Annotated in this window: 14 protein-coding genes; 12 read left to right on the forward strand and 2 right to left on the reverse strand. The window is 54.5% G+C overall.

Translation table 11 applies throughout. From position 1 onward, the window contains the following. Positions 1–5: 5 nt before the first annotated feature. Together RHJ31_RS07275 and lpxA are read right to left on the reverse strand one after the other, a co-directional pair. The gene (locus RHJ31_RS07275) at positions 6–539 is read right to left on the reverse strand and encodes a hypothetical protein (RefSeq protein WP_206199816.1); all 534 of its coding nucleotides are present in this window, start codon (positions 537–539) and stop codon (positions 6–8) included. A 54-nt stretch (positions 540–593) separates the two neighbouring features. Beyond that, positions 594–1,397, reverse strand: coding sequence for an acyl-ACP--UDP-N-acetylglucosamine O-acyltransferase (gene lpxA, locus RHJ31_RS07280; RefSeq protein ID WP_302676131.1), 804 nt, complete (start codon positions 1,395–1,397; stop codon positions 594–596). 64 nt (positions 1,398–1,461) lie between these two features. Here lpxA and RHJ31_RS07285 point away from each other — a divergent pair, with 64 nt between their 5' ends. From RHJ31_RS07285 to RHJ31_RS07340, 12 genes are all read left to right on the forward strand, one after another. Further along, on the forward strand, positions 1,462–2,988 hold the full coding sequence (locus RHJ31_RS07285; protein WP_302676132.1) for a UbiD family decarboxylase: 1,527 nt from the start codon (positions 1,462–1,464) through the stop codon (positions 2,986–2,988). 25 nt (positions 2,989–3,013) lie between these two features. Then, positions 3,014–3,427 (forward strand): HI0074 family nucleotidyltransferase substrate-binding subunit, encoded by a 414-nt coding sequence (locus RHJ31_RS07290; RefSeq protein WP_302676133.1) that lies wholly within the window; start codon positions 3,014–3,016, stop codon positions 3,425–3,427. Next, positions 3,424–3,744 carry a nucleotidyltransferase family protein gene (locus RHJ31_RS07295; RefSeq protein ID WP_302676134.1) on the forward strand — a complete coding sequence of 107 codons (321 nt, stop codon included), beginning with the start codon at positions 3,424–3,426 and terminating at the stop codon, positions 3,742–3,744. Before RHJ31_RS07290 ends, RHJ31_RS07295 begins: the two co-directional genes overlap by 4 nt. Before the next feature lie 64 nt (positions 3,745–3,808). Beyond that, positions 3,809–4,648 carry a DNA repair protein RecO gene (gene recO / locus RHJ31_RS07300; RefSeq protein ID WP_302676135.1) on the forward strand — a complete coding sequence of 280 codons (840 nt, stop codon included), beginning with the start codon at positions 3,809–3,811 and terminating at the stop codon, positions 4,646–4,648. After that, positions 4,645–5,946, forward strand: a complete 1,302-nt coding sequence (locus RHJ31_RS07305; RefSeq protein WP_302676136.1) for an MFS transporter — start codon at positions 4,645–4,647, stop codon at positions 5,944–5,946. The genes recO and RHJ31_RS07305 overlap by 4 nt, the downstream gene beginning before the upstream one ends. 91 nt (positions 5,947–6,037) lie before the next feature. Continuing rightward, complete coding sequence (locus RHJ31_RS07310) at positions 6,038–7,441, forward strand: PP2C family protein-serine/threonine phosphatase (RefSeq protein ID WP_302676137.1); 1,404 nt, start codon at positions 6,038–6,040, stop codon at positions 7,439–7,441. A 98-nt stretch (positions 7,442–7,539) separates the two neighbouring features. Next, complete coding sequence (locus RHJ31_RS07315) at positions 7,540–7,872, forward strand: hypothetical protein (protein ID WP_206199824.1); 333 nt, start codon at positions 7,540–7,542, stop codon at positions 7,870–7,872. 76 nt (positions 7,873–7,948) lie between these two features. Further along, a complete protein-coding gene (gene mutS / locus RHJ31_RS07320) occupies positions 7,949–10,573 on the forward strand; it encodes a DNA mismatch repair protein MutS (RefSeq protein WP_302676138.1) in 2,625 nt (874 codons plus the stop codon). Between the two features lie 49 nt (positions 10,574–10,622). Beyond that, positions 10,623–11,849 carry an MFS transporter gene (locus RHJ31_RS07325; protein WP_310445859.1) on the forward strand — a complete coding sequence of 409 codons (1,227 nt, stop codon included), beginning with the start codon at positions 10,623–10,625 and terminating at the stop codon, positions 11,847–11,849. Positions 11,850–11,917: 68 nt separating this feature from the next. After that, positions 11,918–13,627: an AarF/ABC1/UbiB kinase family protein gene (locus RHJ31_RS07330; RefSeq protein WP_302676140.1), complete on the forward strand. Its 1,710-nt coding sequence runs from the start codon at positions 11,918–11,920 to the stop codon at positions 13,625–13,627. 24 nt (positions 13,628–13,651) lie between these two features. After that, on the forward strand, positions 13,652–14,374 hold the full coding sequence (locus tag RHJ31_RS07335) for a Stp1/IreP family PP2C-type Ser/Thr phosphatase (protein ID WP_302676141.1): 723 nt from the start codon (positions 13,652–13,654) through the stop codon (positions 14,372–14,374). Between the two features lie 17 nt (positions 14,375–14,391). Next, positions 14,392–14,571: a hypothetical protein gene (locus RHJ31_RS07340; RefSeq protein WP_206199829.1), complete on the forward strand. Its 180-nt coding sequence runs from the start codon at positions 14,392–14,394 to the stop codon at positions 14,569–14,571. The last annotated feature ends 13 nt before the right edge of the window (positions 14,572–14,584 follow it).

A 14,584-nucleotide genomic window follows, 5' to 3' on the forward strand; every position in this document is an offset into this window, starting at 1 on the left:
GCACCTTAGGGACGCAATGGAGCAGATGGAGGAGTGGTTGGCAGTGGGGCTAAGCGTTGACTGAGAATAACCAAGCGATAGCCCAAATATGCAGGTAAGGTTGCCATCATCATCAAGAGTATCACGGACAACAAAGATTCCCATTCAAACCGAGACCCATAGTAGCTGCGGTAGGGATCGTAGTTGGCACTGGGCTTGATTTTTTCCCGCAGGGCCATGGGCCGCTTAAAGCGCAATCGGCGATCGTCGAGCTTCTCAAATAAAATCCAACCCCCTTGGGCTTCCTCTTGGCAGACTTTGCGCAGGACATCGGGATCATGAAATTGGTTGCGGCGCGATCGCAGGATTTTGAATTCCCAACCTCCCAGCTTGGGGGATACTTGACGCTGTTCTTCTTTGGAGGGGTAGGTGGTCAACTGTTCCTCTTCTTCATCGCGTTGTTGGCTGAGTTGCTCCTGCCAGCCCCACCACTGATAGTAAAGCAGTGCTGAGACACCGAGGCTACCGCTCATCAGGGATAATAACAGCACTTCAGCCATGGGGAATAGGAGCAAGCGTCTGTTGGGCGATCGTACTCGAAAAGTTGACCCTCCTCAGGACAGATCACCCCCTTCTCCTCGGCGGACAAAGTGGCAAATCCCTCGTTCTGAGGCACTAATAAAATCGCAAAACTCTTGAATGAGGGGATGGATAAACTGTTCCCGCAGGTGTTGAACGGCTTGGGAGGTGGTCAATTGGGAGCGGTAGACAATATCCAAGGCCTTTTTGAGGAGCTGTCGGTCTTGAGCCGAAAAGCCCGCTCGCCGCAAACCCACCACATTCAAGCCCATGATCGTATTGGTACTCAGGCTGCGGGTCATACAAAAGGGGGGCACATCTTTTTGAATGGCAGTGCCGCCGGAGAGCATGGCCAAGCGCCCAATGCGCGTAAATTGATGCACGAGGCAGTTACCGCTGATAAAGGCGCGATCGCCCACATGGGCATACCCGGCAATCAAAGTATTATTGGCGATCGTCACATGGTTTCCCACATAAACATTGTGACCCAAATGACTGTGGGCCATCAGCAGACAATCATGCCCGACATGGGTGACGGTTTCTGGTTGGGTTCCCCGATGAATGGTTACCCCCTCGCGCAACGTACAGCGATCGCCAATGTGGACATAGCTAATTCCCCCTTGATAGGCCACATCTTGGGGGAGATCGCCAATGACTGCCCCACTGTGAACCCTACAGTTCTCGCCAAGACGGGTATATCCCAACAGAGTGACATGGGGAGCCAACTGCGTACCGCGTCCAATCTCCACCGTGGCCGCCACATAGCAAAAAGGACCAATTTCTACCTCTTCCCCAATGTGAGCACCCGCCTCAATCACCGCCGTGGGATGAACCGCCATGACCTTCCTGCACGATTGGCTAAAGATTCTTAACATAAAAGAGATTAAGCGATTTTGATCCCCGATGACGAACGACCTGCGGCAATATCTCCAGCTTTTAGAACAGCGGCAACAACTGCGACGCATCACCGTACCCGTTGATCCCGATCTGGAGATGGCGGAAATCTGTAACCGCCTGTTGGCTGCCGGCGGGCCAGCGTTACTGTTTGAAAACGTCATTGGTTCCCCCTATCCCGTCGCCATTAATCTCTTGGGAACCCTACAGCGGGTGTGCTGGGCCATGAAAATGGAACACCCCCTAGACCTGGAAACCCTAGGGGAAAAGTTGGCTAAGCTACAACAGCCGAAGCCGCCCAAAACCCTGAGTCAAGCCCTTGATTTCGGCAAAATTCTCTTTGATGTTGTCCGTGCCAAGCCGAGTCGCGATTTGTTACCCCCGTGTCAGCAGGTGGTGATCAAAGCCCCCGATTTGGATCTACGGCAACTGCCCCTGATTCGCCCCTACCCCAAGGATGCAGGCAAAATTATTACCCTTGGTCTCGTCATTACCAAAGACTGTGAGACGGGCATTCCCAATGTCGGGGTTTACCGCTTGCAACTGCAATCCCCAACCACCATGACCGTGCATTGGCTTTCAGTGCGGGGAGGGGCACGCCATCTCCGCAAAGCTGCCGCCCGTGGCAAGAAGCTAGAAGTGGCTGTGGCCTTGGGGGTGCATCCTCTAATCATCATGGCGGCGGCAACGCCAATTCCCGTGGATTTGTCGGAGTGGCTCTTTGCCGGGCTTTATGGCGGTGGGGGCATTCATTTGGCCAAGTGCAAAACCGTTGATTTGGAGGTGCCTGCCCACGCGGAATTTGTCCTTGAGGGCACCATTACCCCCGGTGAAGTTTTGCCCGATGGCCCCTGTGGCGATCACATGGGCTACTACGGTGGTGTAGAAGATTCGCCCGTCATTCATTTCCACTGCCTGACCCATCGCCGCAATCCCATCTATCTCACCACCTTTAGTGGCCGCCCGCCCAAGGAGGAGGCGATGATTGCCCTTGCCCTCAACCGCATTTACACACCCATTCTGCGGCAGCAGGTACCGGAGATTGTGGACTTCTTTTTGCCCATGGAAGCCCTCAGTTATAAGGCGGCGATTATTTCCATTGACAAAGCCTATCCTGGCCAAGCACGCCGCGCTGCCCTCGCCTTTTGGAGTGCCCTACCCCAATTTACCTACACCAAGTTTGTGATTGTTGTGGACAAAGAGATCAATATTCGTGATCCGCGTCAGGTGGTGTGGGCGATCAGCTCCAAGGTGGATCCCAGCCGCGATGTCTTTATTTTGGGAGATACCCCCTTTGACTCCCTTGACTTTGCCAGCGAAAAAATCGGCCTTGGGGGACGCATGGGCATTGATGCCACCACGAAAATTCCTCCAGAAACAGACCATCCTTGGGGCGATCCCCTCACATCGGATCCTGAGGTGGCACGGCGAGTCACAGAACGCTGGCAGGAATATGGCCTTGGGGATATTGACCTAACAGCCGTAGATGCGACGCGGTTCGGCTATGAGCTAGACCCCGCCTTTCGTTGGCGATAATCGAAGAAACAACGGTTCATAAAACATGACGAATAGAGATGCGATGCGTTGGCAACAGCGGTTGCAGAACTTTGGTCGTGTCCTAATCCGCCTAGAAACCGCCTGTGCTCAGGAGGAGTATTCGGAACTAGAGCGAGCCGGTCTGGTACAAATGTTTGAGTTCACCCTTGAGCTAGCGTGGAAAACATTGAAAGACCTTCTTTTTTATGAGGGGCTGGATGTGAAAACTCCCAGAGAAGCTATTCGCAAGGCCTTTGAGACAGGCTATCTCACCGAGGAAGACACGGAGATACTGCTAGATGCCTTGGCAAAGCGAAATCTCTTGAGCCATACCTACGAAGAGCAAACGACAAAAGAGGCGGAACGACTGATCAAACACAGGTTGACTCCTGTTTTTCGGAAACTGTACAACTACTTACAGGAAAAATATCAACAATGACGGACGGACTCACCCCAGAAAAACGCAAAGCCATCATTGACACTCTAACGGCCAATCCCAAGGTAGAACGAATCGTCCTCTTTGGCTCACGGGCGATCGGTACCTTCAGAACAACTTCGGATATTGATATTGCCCTCTTTGGCGAGAACCTCACCCTTAGTGATCAAGCTGCCCTTGCCGAGGCGATCGCTGAACTGCCCATTGCCCAACGGGTGGATCTCCTCATCTATCACAGTATTGAGAATGCAACCCTGCGGGAAGAGATTAACCAGCATGGGGTGAAATGGTTTGCCCGCAACAAGTTGATCACTGTTTAGGGGACGGGCCGCGATAGGCTAAAAGATAGGCGAACAATCTGCCGCTATTGTCTGGATACTTGGGATGGGTCGCACCTACCGCACAATTGGCATTAACCTCAAGGCCATGCCCCTGGGGGAAAGCGATCGCCTGCTCAGTGTCTTTAGTCGCGATCGCGGGCTGTTGAAGTTAGTCGCCCCCCATAGCCGTGGCTGCCGCTCGAAACTGGGCGGACGGGTGGATTTGTTTGTCGTCAATGACCTCTTTATTAGTCCTGGCCGCAATTTAGATCGCATTCTGCAAGCAGAAACAGTCGCCACCTACCAAGGCCTCAACAGCCACTTGACCACTCTGACCGCTGCCCAATATCTCGGTGAGGTGGTGCTCTACCAAGTCCATCCGCAGCAGCCTCAACCGGATCTCTTTGATTGGCTCTGTACCACCTTAGACCAGCTTCAGGGGGTTTCGAGTCGCGCTTCCCTAGCGCTATTGGTGCGCGGCCTGTGGGGCATCTTGCGATTGGGGGGCATTGCCCCAGAATGGTACCAGTGCCATGAAAGTGGCTGCGAAATTGCTGTGCCTGCAGCGGATACCGACTGGCGGGTGGGCTTTAGTTTTGCTAGGGGAGGCGTTTTTACCCTTACTGAGGCGCGTCCCGACAACTCTCTTGCGGAGGTGTCTTCAGAGGGCGATCGCCAACTGACAGCGACTGAAGTGCGCCTCGGCCAATGGCTAGCACTGCCCACCACCCCATCCTTGGCACGGGATGAATTCCTTGCCCAAGCCGAGACCTATCCCCTCAGTGTTTGGCTGTCCCTTGAACGCATATTGCGCCAGTACCTGCAATTTCACCTTGAGCAAACGCTGCAGGTGCCTCCCCTCCTTGATCATTGTTTTTCACCTGTTGCGGTGTCCCAGCCATGACCATTGAGCAGCAAGACATTCGCATAGATCTCCCCCTACCACCGGTGCCTCCCCTCTGGCAAAACCGCAATTTTATTGCTCTTTGGTTGGCGCAGGTCTGCTCACAGTTGGCTGACAAAATTTACCTTGTATTTGTAATTGCCCTCACTACAGAGTTTTTCCAAGCGGCAGACCAGAGTATTAGTGGCTGGGTGTCAGCAATTATGGTGGCCTTTACGATTCCGGCCATTCTCCTCGGATCGGTGGCGGGGGTGCTGGTGGATCGCTGGTCGAAAAAACAGGTACTTATCGTGACCAATCTCTACCGTGCCCTCCTTGTCTTAGGGATTCCGATCACGATTCTCCTTGGCGCCGGGCAATGGTTTGGGTTTATGGCGCTGTTGCTGATCACGTTTACGATTTCCTGTTTAACCCAATTTTTTGCCCCCGCAGAACAGGCGGCCATTCCGCTGCTGGTGGATAAGTCCCATCTGCTGTCGGCCAACTCCCTCTATACCCTGACGATGATGGCTGCTCTCGTGGTGGGGTTCGCTGCGGGTGAGCCGCTTTTGAATCTTGCGAGCCACTGGCACTCCCAGTGGGGTGGGGCTGTCTTTGTCAGTGCCTGCTATGGCGGGGCAGCACTCCTACTCATGCTGCTGCGGCCACCGGATCAGTGTCATCTGCCACCAAGCCGCTATCGTCAAGTGTGGCAAGAACTCCGCCAAGGCCTTCAGCTTTTGCAGGAATATACAGCCCTGCGTTTTGCCCTGCTGCAACTCATCCTGCTGTTTGCCATTGTCGCGGCGATGTCGGTTTTGGTGGTGCGCCTTGCGGAGGTCTTACCCAGCCTCGATACGGATCAATTTGGGTTTCTTTTGGCGGCTGCGGCCGGCGGACTCGGGCTAGGGGCACTGCTTTTGAATACAGTGGGCAAGCACTTTGCCTACGGCTGGTCGAGTTTATTGGGCTGTTGGGGCATGGGGGGCATGTTTCTTGGTCTGTCCTTGAGTCTAGATTCTTTGGCTTGGAGCATGGGCTACATCATTGGTTTGGGCTTCTTTGCGGCCTTGGTCGCGATTCCAATGCAAACCTTAATTCAACTGATGACCCCAGCCGAACAGCGAGGGGCGATTTTTGGCCTGCAAAATAACCTCGTGAATATTGCCCTCAGTGTGCCCTTGGCGGTGGTTGGTTTAGCGGAGACGTGGTGGGGGCTGCAACCTGTACTCATCGGCTTGGGAGGGGCGATCGCCCTTGGTGGGACGCTGATGACCCTCAACCATCGCAACGGCATGGTGACTGGCGGCCTGCTCTAAAAGTTCCATAAAAAATCTTAAATCCTTTCATCTTGACGTTTTTTGCGCTACGCTGTAGAGTCAATTGACGCTTTTGCTGGCGTAACTTACCATGTCACCTGCCTTCCCCTCATCCTCTACGACCTCCTCTAGCCCTGTGATCGCCCTCAAGGAAATGGTGTCGCGGTTACAGCGGGAAAATAGTAAAATTCAGGAGCTATTGGCCTCCCTGAGCTTTGCGCTGCGGAGTTTCAACAACCTGAATCAATTTTTTGAACTGATCCCGCTGATTACCTGCCGCGTGACGGAGGCGGAGGCCGCGGCCCTGGTTTTATTTCGCGCCGATGGTCAGGCTCGTCTTGAACAACTCCATTGTCACGCCAGCGATCAGTGTCCCAATATTCGCGCCGCCCTAGAAACGGCCACCCGCACCCTTGCCAATAGCGTTGGTATGGCTGCAATTGATGCGGGGAGCGATCGCGAGATCAGCCGTCCTCGGCTTGAGCAACTTTTGGATCAGCAACTGCGAGAACGTCTCCCCCAAGGCATTCAGTTCTACGGCACGGCGATTCTCGTCAAGGATTCGGGACTCACGGAGCGGGGGCGGCTCTACGTTTTTAGTCAGCAACCCGAATACGAGTGGAATGAAACACGGCAGCAACTGTTGCAGGTGATCGCGGATCAAACAGCCGTGGCCATTGCCAATGATGAACTGGCCTTAAAGTTGCGCGATCGCCAGCGGTTGGATCGGGAACTGGAAATTGGGGCAGAAATTCAACGGCGACTCTTGCCCCACCGCTGCCCCAAAATCCACGGCCTCGAGCTAGCCGCCGAGTGTCGCACCGCCAGTTGGGTGGGGGGGGACTACTATGACTTTATTCCCATTACCTATGGCCTCGGCGATCAACAAGACATTGAACAGGGTCGTTGGGGCATTGCCATTGGCGATGTCATGGGTAAAGGGGTTCCCGCAGGACTGATCATGACCATGACCCGCGGCATGCTGCGGGCAGAAGCGCTCAATGGTCACCGTCCTAGCCGCATTTTGCAGCATCTCAACCGAGCGATGCAACCAGATTTAGAAAGCTCCCATCGCTTTGTGACCCTCTTTTACTCGGAGTACAATCCCCAGACGCGACTCCTCGCTTACAGTAATGCGGCTCACCTTCCCCCCCTGCTGTGGCGGGCGGAAACGGGGATTATCCATCGGCTAGACACCTACGGCATGCTCATTGGTCTGGATACCCGCAGCCAATATCAAGAGGCAGAAGTACGCCTGCAACCTAGCGACACCGTGGTTTACTACACGGATGGCATCACAGAAGCCGATAATCCGAAAGGTAAACGCTTTGAGGAAGAGCGTCTAGCGGCGGTTGTCAAAGAGGGCTGTGCCAAAGGTTTAGGCGCTCAGGCCTTATTGGATTACATCTTCGATGCCGTTGATGCCTTTACCAATGCCAGTGGCCGGCGCAGCGATGATATGACGTTGGTGATTCTGCGAGTCATTGACCAATAGGGGATAGAGCCGCCGCTTGTCCAGCAGTCACCCCAAGCATCTTGACAATAAGATCAATACAAACGGTTAAGATAGCCACAGAGGCGTGTGAGGTGGGGATGCGCTACTTTGTCGAGGTCAGCTTCCGCTGCGATGATGAGGCCATTTGGGATACCCTCACCCGTTATTTGGGTCTTGTCGAAGCGAAAATGCTGAATCAAGCAATGACGCTCCACCATTTTTTTGAAATCCATCCCCTTGTTACTGGTGTGGAAACCTTTGTCCAATCCAGCGAAAGCCAACCCTATCTCTTGATGACTACGTATCCGGAACGCATCAGCAAGGCCAATGTGCAACGTAGCCGCTTTCAAGAGGCAATGTCCATCCTTGGGGAACATAGTCCCGGACTGGCAGAGTGGCTCTTCATGGAGACTACGGGAGATGAGTATTAGGTGCTCTACGCCACGATAGGGAAAACTATAATATAAAGTCCCCTTGGAGCACACCACAGGAAGTTGTGACGTTGCTATGTCCGACGATCGCCCGCGGCCCCATTCTGAGACTGAGTCCCCTGCCCTGCGCTTAGGACGCAACCCTGGTCTACAGGTGCGCCACGATGAGGTGGAGCGATCGCTGTTGACGCCGATGCTGCAGCACTATGCTGAACTCAAAGATGCCTATCCCCAAGCGCTGCTGCTCTACCGCGTAGGCGATTTCTACGAAACCTTTTTTCAAGACGCCTGCACCGTTGCCCGCGAGCTGGAACTGGTGCTCACCGGTAAAGAGGGGGGCAAAGAAGTTGGCCGAGTGGCCATGGCTGGCATTCCCCACCATGCCCTTGAACGCTATTGCCGCACCCTTATTGAAAAGGGCTACGCCATTGCCATCTGCGATCAAGTGGAAGACCCCGCCCAAGCTCAAGGACTGGTGAAGCGGGAAGTAACCCGAGTGTTTACGCCAGGAACGGTGTTGGACACAGAACTGCTCCAACCGCGCCGCAATAATTTTTTAGCTGCTGTTCTGCTTTCTGGGAGCCATTGGGGATTGGCCTATGCCGATGTTTCGACGGGGGAGTTTTGTACCACCCAAAGCAGCGATCGCGCCGAGTTAATTGCTGAACTCAACCGCTTACAACCCGCAGAGATTCTCCTGCCTAGTCAGGCTCCGGACATTAATCGCGTTTTGCGCCCGGGTGAAGCTCAGGATCAATTGCCCCCTGAATTGCCGCCCCAGTGGTGCTACACCCTGCGATCGCCCCAAGATTTTCAGGCAGCGGAAGCACGCCAACGCCTGTGTCAACGTTTTCAGGTCAAATCCCTTGAAGGCTTTGGCTGTGAGCATCTGCCCCTTGCCATGCGGGCGGCCGGTGGCCTCTTGGCCTACTTGGATGAAACCCATCGCCAACAACCAGTGCCCCTGCAAAACCTCAGCACCTACTCCCTCGCCCAGTATCTCTTTCTCGACCCGCAAACCCGCCGCAATCTAGAACTGACGCAAACCGTCCGCGATGGCAGCTTCCAAGGCTCACTTCTGTGGGCGATCGATCGCACCACAACCGCCATGGGGGGGCGTCTATTACGCCGCTGGCTCCTGCAACCCCTCCTTGATATTGAGCACATCACGGCGCGCCAAGAGGCTATTGCTGAATTAATGGCCAATAGTAGCCTGCGCCAGAGCTTGCATCGCCATCTTCAGGAAATCTATGACCTTGAACGCTTAGCCGGTCGCGCCGGCTCAGGGACAGCCAATGCACGAGATCTAGCAGCTCTACGGGACTCCTTCCGCACGTTGGTGTCCTTAGCAGCGGTGGTCGCCGACACTGAATCTCCCTATCTCCAAGCCCTAGCTCAACTTCCCCCCGTGATTGAGCAATTGGCAGAGACCCTCAGCGCAGCCCTTGTGGATCAGCCCCCCATTAGTCTCACCGAAGGGGGTCTCCTGCGATCGGGTGCCTACCCCGAACTAGATCAGCAACGCCAGCAAATTGAGCAAGATCAGCAGTGGATTCTTAATTTAGAAGCCCAAGAACGGGAGCGCACGGGCATTACCACGCTCAAAGTGGGCTATACAAAAGTCTTTGGCTACTATCTGAGTGTCTCCCGCGCCAAGCTGAACCAAGTCCCCGATGACTATATCCGCAAACAAACCCTAACAAATGAGGAACGCTTTATCACGGCGGAACTCAAGGAGCGGGAAGCACGGCTATTGGCGGCTCAAAGCCATCTGTTTGAACTGGAGTACCAGTATTTTGTGCAGTTGCGAGAGCAGGTGGCCGCTCAGGCCTCAACGATTCGTGAGATTGCGGCAGCGGTGGCAGCGGTAGATGTGCTTTTGGGGTTAGCAGAGGTGGCGCTGTATCAGGGCTATTGCCGACCGCACATGACCCGCGATCGCCAGCTTCAAATTCGCGGCGGGCGCCATCCGGTCGTGGAGCAGATGCTACCAGCGGGGTTTTTTGTTCCCAATGATACGGAACTCGGTACTGGTGCTGATCTGATGGTGCTGACAGGCCCCAATGCCAGTGGCAAAAGTTGTTATCTACGGCAGGTGGGTTTGATTCAACTGCTGGCGCAGATGGGCAGTTATGTGCCCGCCACCAGTGCTACTTTGGGAGTGTGCGATCGCATTTTTACGCGGGTGGGTGCCGTTGACGATCTGGCAACAGGTCAATCCACCTTTATGGTGGAGATGAATGAAACTGCCAATATCCTCAACCATGCGGGCGATCGCTCCCTGGTTCTCCTTGATGAAATTGGGCGCGGCACGGCCACCTTTGATGGGCTGGCGATCGCTTGGTCAGTGGCAGAATACCTAGCCACCACCCTCAAATCCCGCACCATTTTTGCCACCCATTACCACGAACTGAATCAACTGGCAACGCTACTGCCCAATGTGGCCAACTACCAAGTGGTGGTCAAAGAACTCCCCGACGAGATTATTTTTCTCCACCAAGTCAAGCCCGGCGGTGCCGATCGCTCCTACGGCATTGAAGCGGGACGCCTTGCCGGATTGCCCCCTATCGTGATTCAACGTGCCCGTGAAGTGATGCGCCAAATTGAGAAGCACAGCAAAATTGCCGTGGGACTACGCAAAAGCCAAATGAATGGCACACCAACTACCCCCGAAATTGATCAGGGCGAGCTACCCTTTTAATTCCTTGGCTAGAATAGAAAATGTAACGTTTTGTTAACAAGGGGGATCCGTGGTTCTCCTGTTGAAGCTACCCCCATCCGTGCGCCAAACGCTACTCAGGCTCGTACTGGCTGGTCTGTTGTTTTGGTCCAGCATTGCGGCAATGTTGCCCACGTTACCCCTCTACATTGCTGAGAAGGGGGGCACGCCCCATCAGGTGGGGTTTGTCATGGGTGCCTTTGCTGTGGGGCTGATTGCTTCCCGTTCGTGGTTAGGGCCTCTGGCCGATCGCCGGGGACGCAAAATTACACTGCTGATTGGCCTCGCGGTGGCCGCGATCGCTCCCCTGTTTTATATCGTCAGCCACAACCTACCCCTCCTTGTTGCGGTGCGCCTTCTCCATGGCGTGAGCATCGCTGGCTTTACCACCGGCTACATGGCACTGGTGACGGATATTGCCCCACCCCAACATCGCGGTGAAATCATTGGCTACACCAGCCTTGTCCATCCCATTGGGGTTGCCCTCGGACCGAGTCTCGGCAGTTGGCTGCAAATGAACTACAGTCATAGCTCGGTCTTCATGGTTGCCAGTAGCTTAGCTGCCCTTGGGTTCATGGCTGCCGCAGGCGTGCGGGCGGTGAATATCCCACAGGACTCTGGAGGGTCTCGCCCAGAGAAAGCCCTCTTTTGGCGGCTCTTGCTTTCAGAACGGCTGCGGATTCCCAGCTTGGTGATGCTGAGTGTAGGGCTGACCTTTGGCACGATCGCCACCTTTATTCCCCTGTTTATTGCGGCTGAGCGGCTCGACATTTCCGCAGGGCTGTTTTACTCCGTGGCGGCGATCGCCAGCTTTATCGGTCGTGTGGCCACGGGTTCTGCCTCCGATCGCTGGGGAAGGGGCATTTTTATCTCCGCCAGCCTTGCCTGCTATGGGGTCTCAATGGTGCTCCTCGCTCAAGCCCAAACCCCCTTGGATATCCTCTGGGCGGCGATTCTTGAAGGTCTTGCCGGCGGTGTCCTGATTCCCATGGTCGCTGCCCTGATGGCCGATCGCTCCACCACCGATGAGCGGGGACGGGTTCTCAGCCTCAGTTTAGGGGGCTTTGATCTGGGGATGGCCTTGGCAGGGCCAGTGCTGGGGGGGCTGATTGATCCTTTGGGTTATCGCCTCATCTTTCGCATGGCGGCGGTCTTTAGCCTCTTGGGGCTAACCTTCTTTTTAACCGCTAGTAGCAAAAGCCTGCCCGATTCCCTGCGTTTTGCCCTCGGCATGGGGCGCGATCGCTATGCCCTGTAGCCTATTATTCTTTGGTATCGTTAGGGATTCGTTACAATTTGTTGAGATCACCCACTAGGGAAAAGCGTGTGTCCACACCAGTTTCGGCCAGTTTGACGCCCACCGGCAAATCCTACCGTTGGAATCGCGAGCGTTACTCAAAAACGCGGCGCTTCTTTGATATTTGGTTTTTTGTCTGGCGATTTCTCTTTGGCCGTTGGCTCCTCACCAAATCTTGGAGCTACTGGGGCGGTATGACCGATGCTAAGCGTGCGGCGCGACGCCGTGCCCAAGCGATTTGGATTCGCGAAACCTTCCTTGACCTTGGCCCCACCTTCATTAAACTGGGGCAACTCTTTTCCACCCGTGCCGATCTCTTCCCCAGCGAATACGTCGAAGAACTGAGCAAGCTCCAAGATCGCGTCCCCGCCTTTAGTTACGAGCTAGTCGAAAAAATCATCTACGAAGACTTTGGCCGCCATATCCCTGAACTGTTTCGCAGTTTTGATCCCATCCCCATGGCTGCCGCCAGTCTGGGTCAAGTCCACAAAGCGCAACTGCTCTCAGGCGAAGAAGTGGTGGTCAAAGTCCAACGCCCCGGCCTGCGGCAGTTGTTTGACATTGATCTAGCGATTCTCAAAGGCATTGCCCAATACTTTCAAAACCACCCCAAATGGGGGCAAGGGCGCGACTGGATGGGCATCTACGATGAGTGTTGTCGCATTCTCTACGAAGAAATTGACTACCTCAATGAGGGACGCAATGCCGACACCTTCCGCCGCAACTTTCGCGATCGCGACTGGGCCTGTGTTCCTCGCGTCTATTGGCGCTACACCTCACGGCGTGTGCTCACCCTTGAGTACCTACCGGGGATTAAAATTAGCCACTACGAAGCCCTTGAAGCCGCGGGTCTAGACCGCAAACGCCTTGCTGAACTCGGTGCCAAGGCCTACCTCTATCAAGTTCTTAATGACGGCTTTTTCCACGCTGACCCCCATCCAGGCAACATTGCCGTCAGCCCCAACGGCCAACTGATTTTCTACGACTTTGGCATGATGGGGCGCATTCAACCTGTGACTCGCGATAAATTGCTGAAAACATTTTTAAGCATTGCCCAACGGGATGCCGAACAGGTGGTACAGTGCCTTGTAGAGCTAGGAGCGTTGGTTCCCACAGGCGATCTAGGGCCGGTACGTCGCTCGATTCAGTATCTCCTCGACAATTTTATGAACCAGTCCTTTGAAGCCCAATCGGTGGCTCAAATTAGCGATGACCTCTACGAAATTGCCTATGACCAACCCTTCCGGTTTCCCGCCACCTTTACCTTTGTGATGCGGGCGTTTTCCACCCTAGAGGGGGTAGGCAAAGGACTCGACAAAGACTTTAACTTCATGCAAGTTGCCCAACCATTTGCGACCGAACTTATGACCAACGGAAACTTCCCCGATCCCAGTAATGGCAGTCTTTTCTCTGAACTGAGTCGTCAAGCGGCTCAAGTGGGCAGCAGTGCCATTGGCTTGCCCCGTCGCCTTGAAGAGGTGCTCGATAAACTGGAAAATGGTGATTTGCGCTTGCGCGTCCGTTCCAGTGAGAGCGATCGCATTCTGCGGCGCCTGAGTAACATTAACTTAGGGCTAAATTATGTCGTCCTTATTGGCAGTTTTTCCTTAGTGGCGACAATTTTACTCGTGAACCAGTATCTCCTCTTGGCGGGTGTGGCAGCCGCATTAGCGGTATGGTTTGGTATCCTCTATTGGCGACTAATGCTTAAACTCGATAAGTATGAAAAAATGTTTTAACAAGCAGCCCAACATAGGGGGGTCATGGACGTTGCCGGCTTAACTGATTGTGGTCTGATTCGCAAAAGCAATCAGGATGCTTTTTATGTTGACGAAAAGCATCAGCGTTTTTTTATTGTGGCCGATGGCATGGGTGGGCACGCTGGGGGCGAGGAAGCCAGTCGTTTAGCTGTCGAACATATTCAGGCATTCTTGGAAACCCACCTTGAAGACCTGCAGCATGACCCTGTGACCCTACTCCGCCAAGCCTTTCTCGCTGCCAATCAGGCCATTGTTGAGCAGCAACGCCAAAATACTGCCCGTGCTGATATGGGGACAACGGCTGTGGTGGTTCTCGTTGACGAAAAGGGCGATCGCGCTTGGTGCGCCCATGTGGGCGACTCCCGCATCTACCGCTGGCGCAAAGACCAACTCCAGCAAATTACCAGCGATCACACTTGGATTGCCCAAGCCGTACAACTGGGTAGCTTGACCATTGAGCAGGCGCGGCAGCATCCGTGGCGCCATGTCCTCTCCCAGTGCCTAGGCCGCGAAGACCTCACCCAAATTGATATTCAACCCATTGATCTAGAGCCGGGCGATCGCCTACTGCTGTGCAGTGACGGCTTAACTGAAGAACTCACCGACGAGGTGATCAGTATCTACCTCAGTGAACCCAATGTCGAAAAAGCAGCAACCGCCCTTGTCAATGCAGCTAAAACCCACGGTGGCCGTGACAATGTCACCGTCGTTGTCATTGGTGTTTAACCCATCAAGCAAAACCTATGCAAACGGAATTTATCCGTCTGACCCTACCCCGACATACCCTCTCCCCGCCTTTCCATGAGGCCATCGAACAGACCCTGCAAGCCCATGGTCAGCCCCTGCGTTGGGCGATTACCGCCACCACTACCACAGATCTAACGGTTGAAGCGGTTGTTCTCAAAACCCCACCCCGCCCTTGATACAATCCCTCTA

This window comes from Thermosynechococcus sp. JY1331, assembly GCF_031583475.1.
In the GTDB taxonomy this organism is placed as follows: Bacteria; Cyanobacteriota; Cyanobacteriia; order Thermosynechococcales; family Thermosynechococcaceae; genus Thermosynechococcus.

Bases quoted from the DNA above. Each gene is read 5' to 3' on its own strand.
- RHJ31_RS07275 (WP_206199816.1), bottom strand. From the start codon at position 539: ATGGCTGAAGTGCTGTTATTATCCCTGATGAGCGGTAGCCTCGGTGTC.
- lpxA (WP_302676131.1), bottom strand. From the start codon at position 1,397: ATGGCGGTTCATCCCACGGCGGTGATTGAGGCGGGTGCTCACATTGGG.
- RHJ31_RS07285 (WP_302676132.1), top strand. From the start codon at position 1,462: ATGACGAACGACCTGCGGCAATATCTCCAGCTTTTAGAACAGCGGCAA.
- RHJ31_RS07290 (WP_302676133.1), top strand. From the start codon at position 3,014: ATGACGAATAGAGATGCGATGCGTTGGCAACAGCGGTTGCAGAACTTT.
- RHJ31_RS07295 (WP_302676134.1), top strand. From the start codon at position 3,424: ATGACGGACGGACTCACCCCAGAAAAACGCAAAGCCATCATTGACACT.
- recO (WP_302676135.1), top strand. From the start codon at position 3,809: ATGGGTCGCACCTACCGCACAATTGGCATTAACCTCAAGGCCATGCCC.
- RHJ31_RS07305 (WP_302676136.1), top strand. From the start codon at position 4,645: ATGACCATTGAGCAGCAAGACATTCGCATAGATCTCCCCCTACCACCG.
- RHJ31_RS07310 (WP_302676137.1), top strand. From the start codon at position 6,038: ATGTCACCTGCCTTCCCCTCATCCTCTACGACCTCCTCTAGCCCTGTG.
- RHJ31_RS07315 (WP_206199824.1), top strand. From the start codon at position 7,540: ATGCGCTACTTTGTCGAGGTCAGCTTCCGCTGCGATGATGAGGCCATT.
- mutS (WP_302676138.1), top strand. From the start codon at position 7,949: ATGTCCGACGATCGCCCGCGGCCCCATTCTGAGACTGAGTCCCCTGCC.
- RHJ31_RS07335 (WP_302676141.1), top strand. From the start codon at position 13,652: ATGGACGTTGCCGGCTTAACTGATTGTGGTCTGATTCGCAAAAGCAAT.
- RHJ31_RS07340 (WP_206199829.1), top strand. From the start codon at position 14,392: ATGCAAACGGAATTTATCCGTCTGACCCTACCCCGACATACCCTCTCC.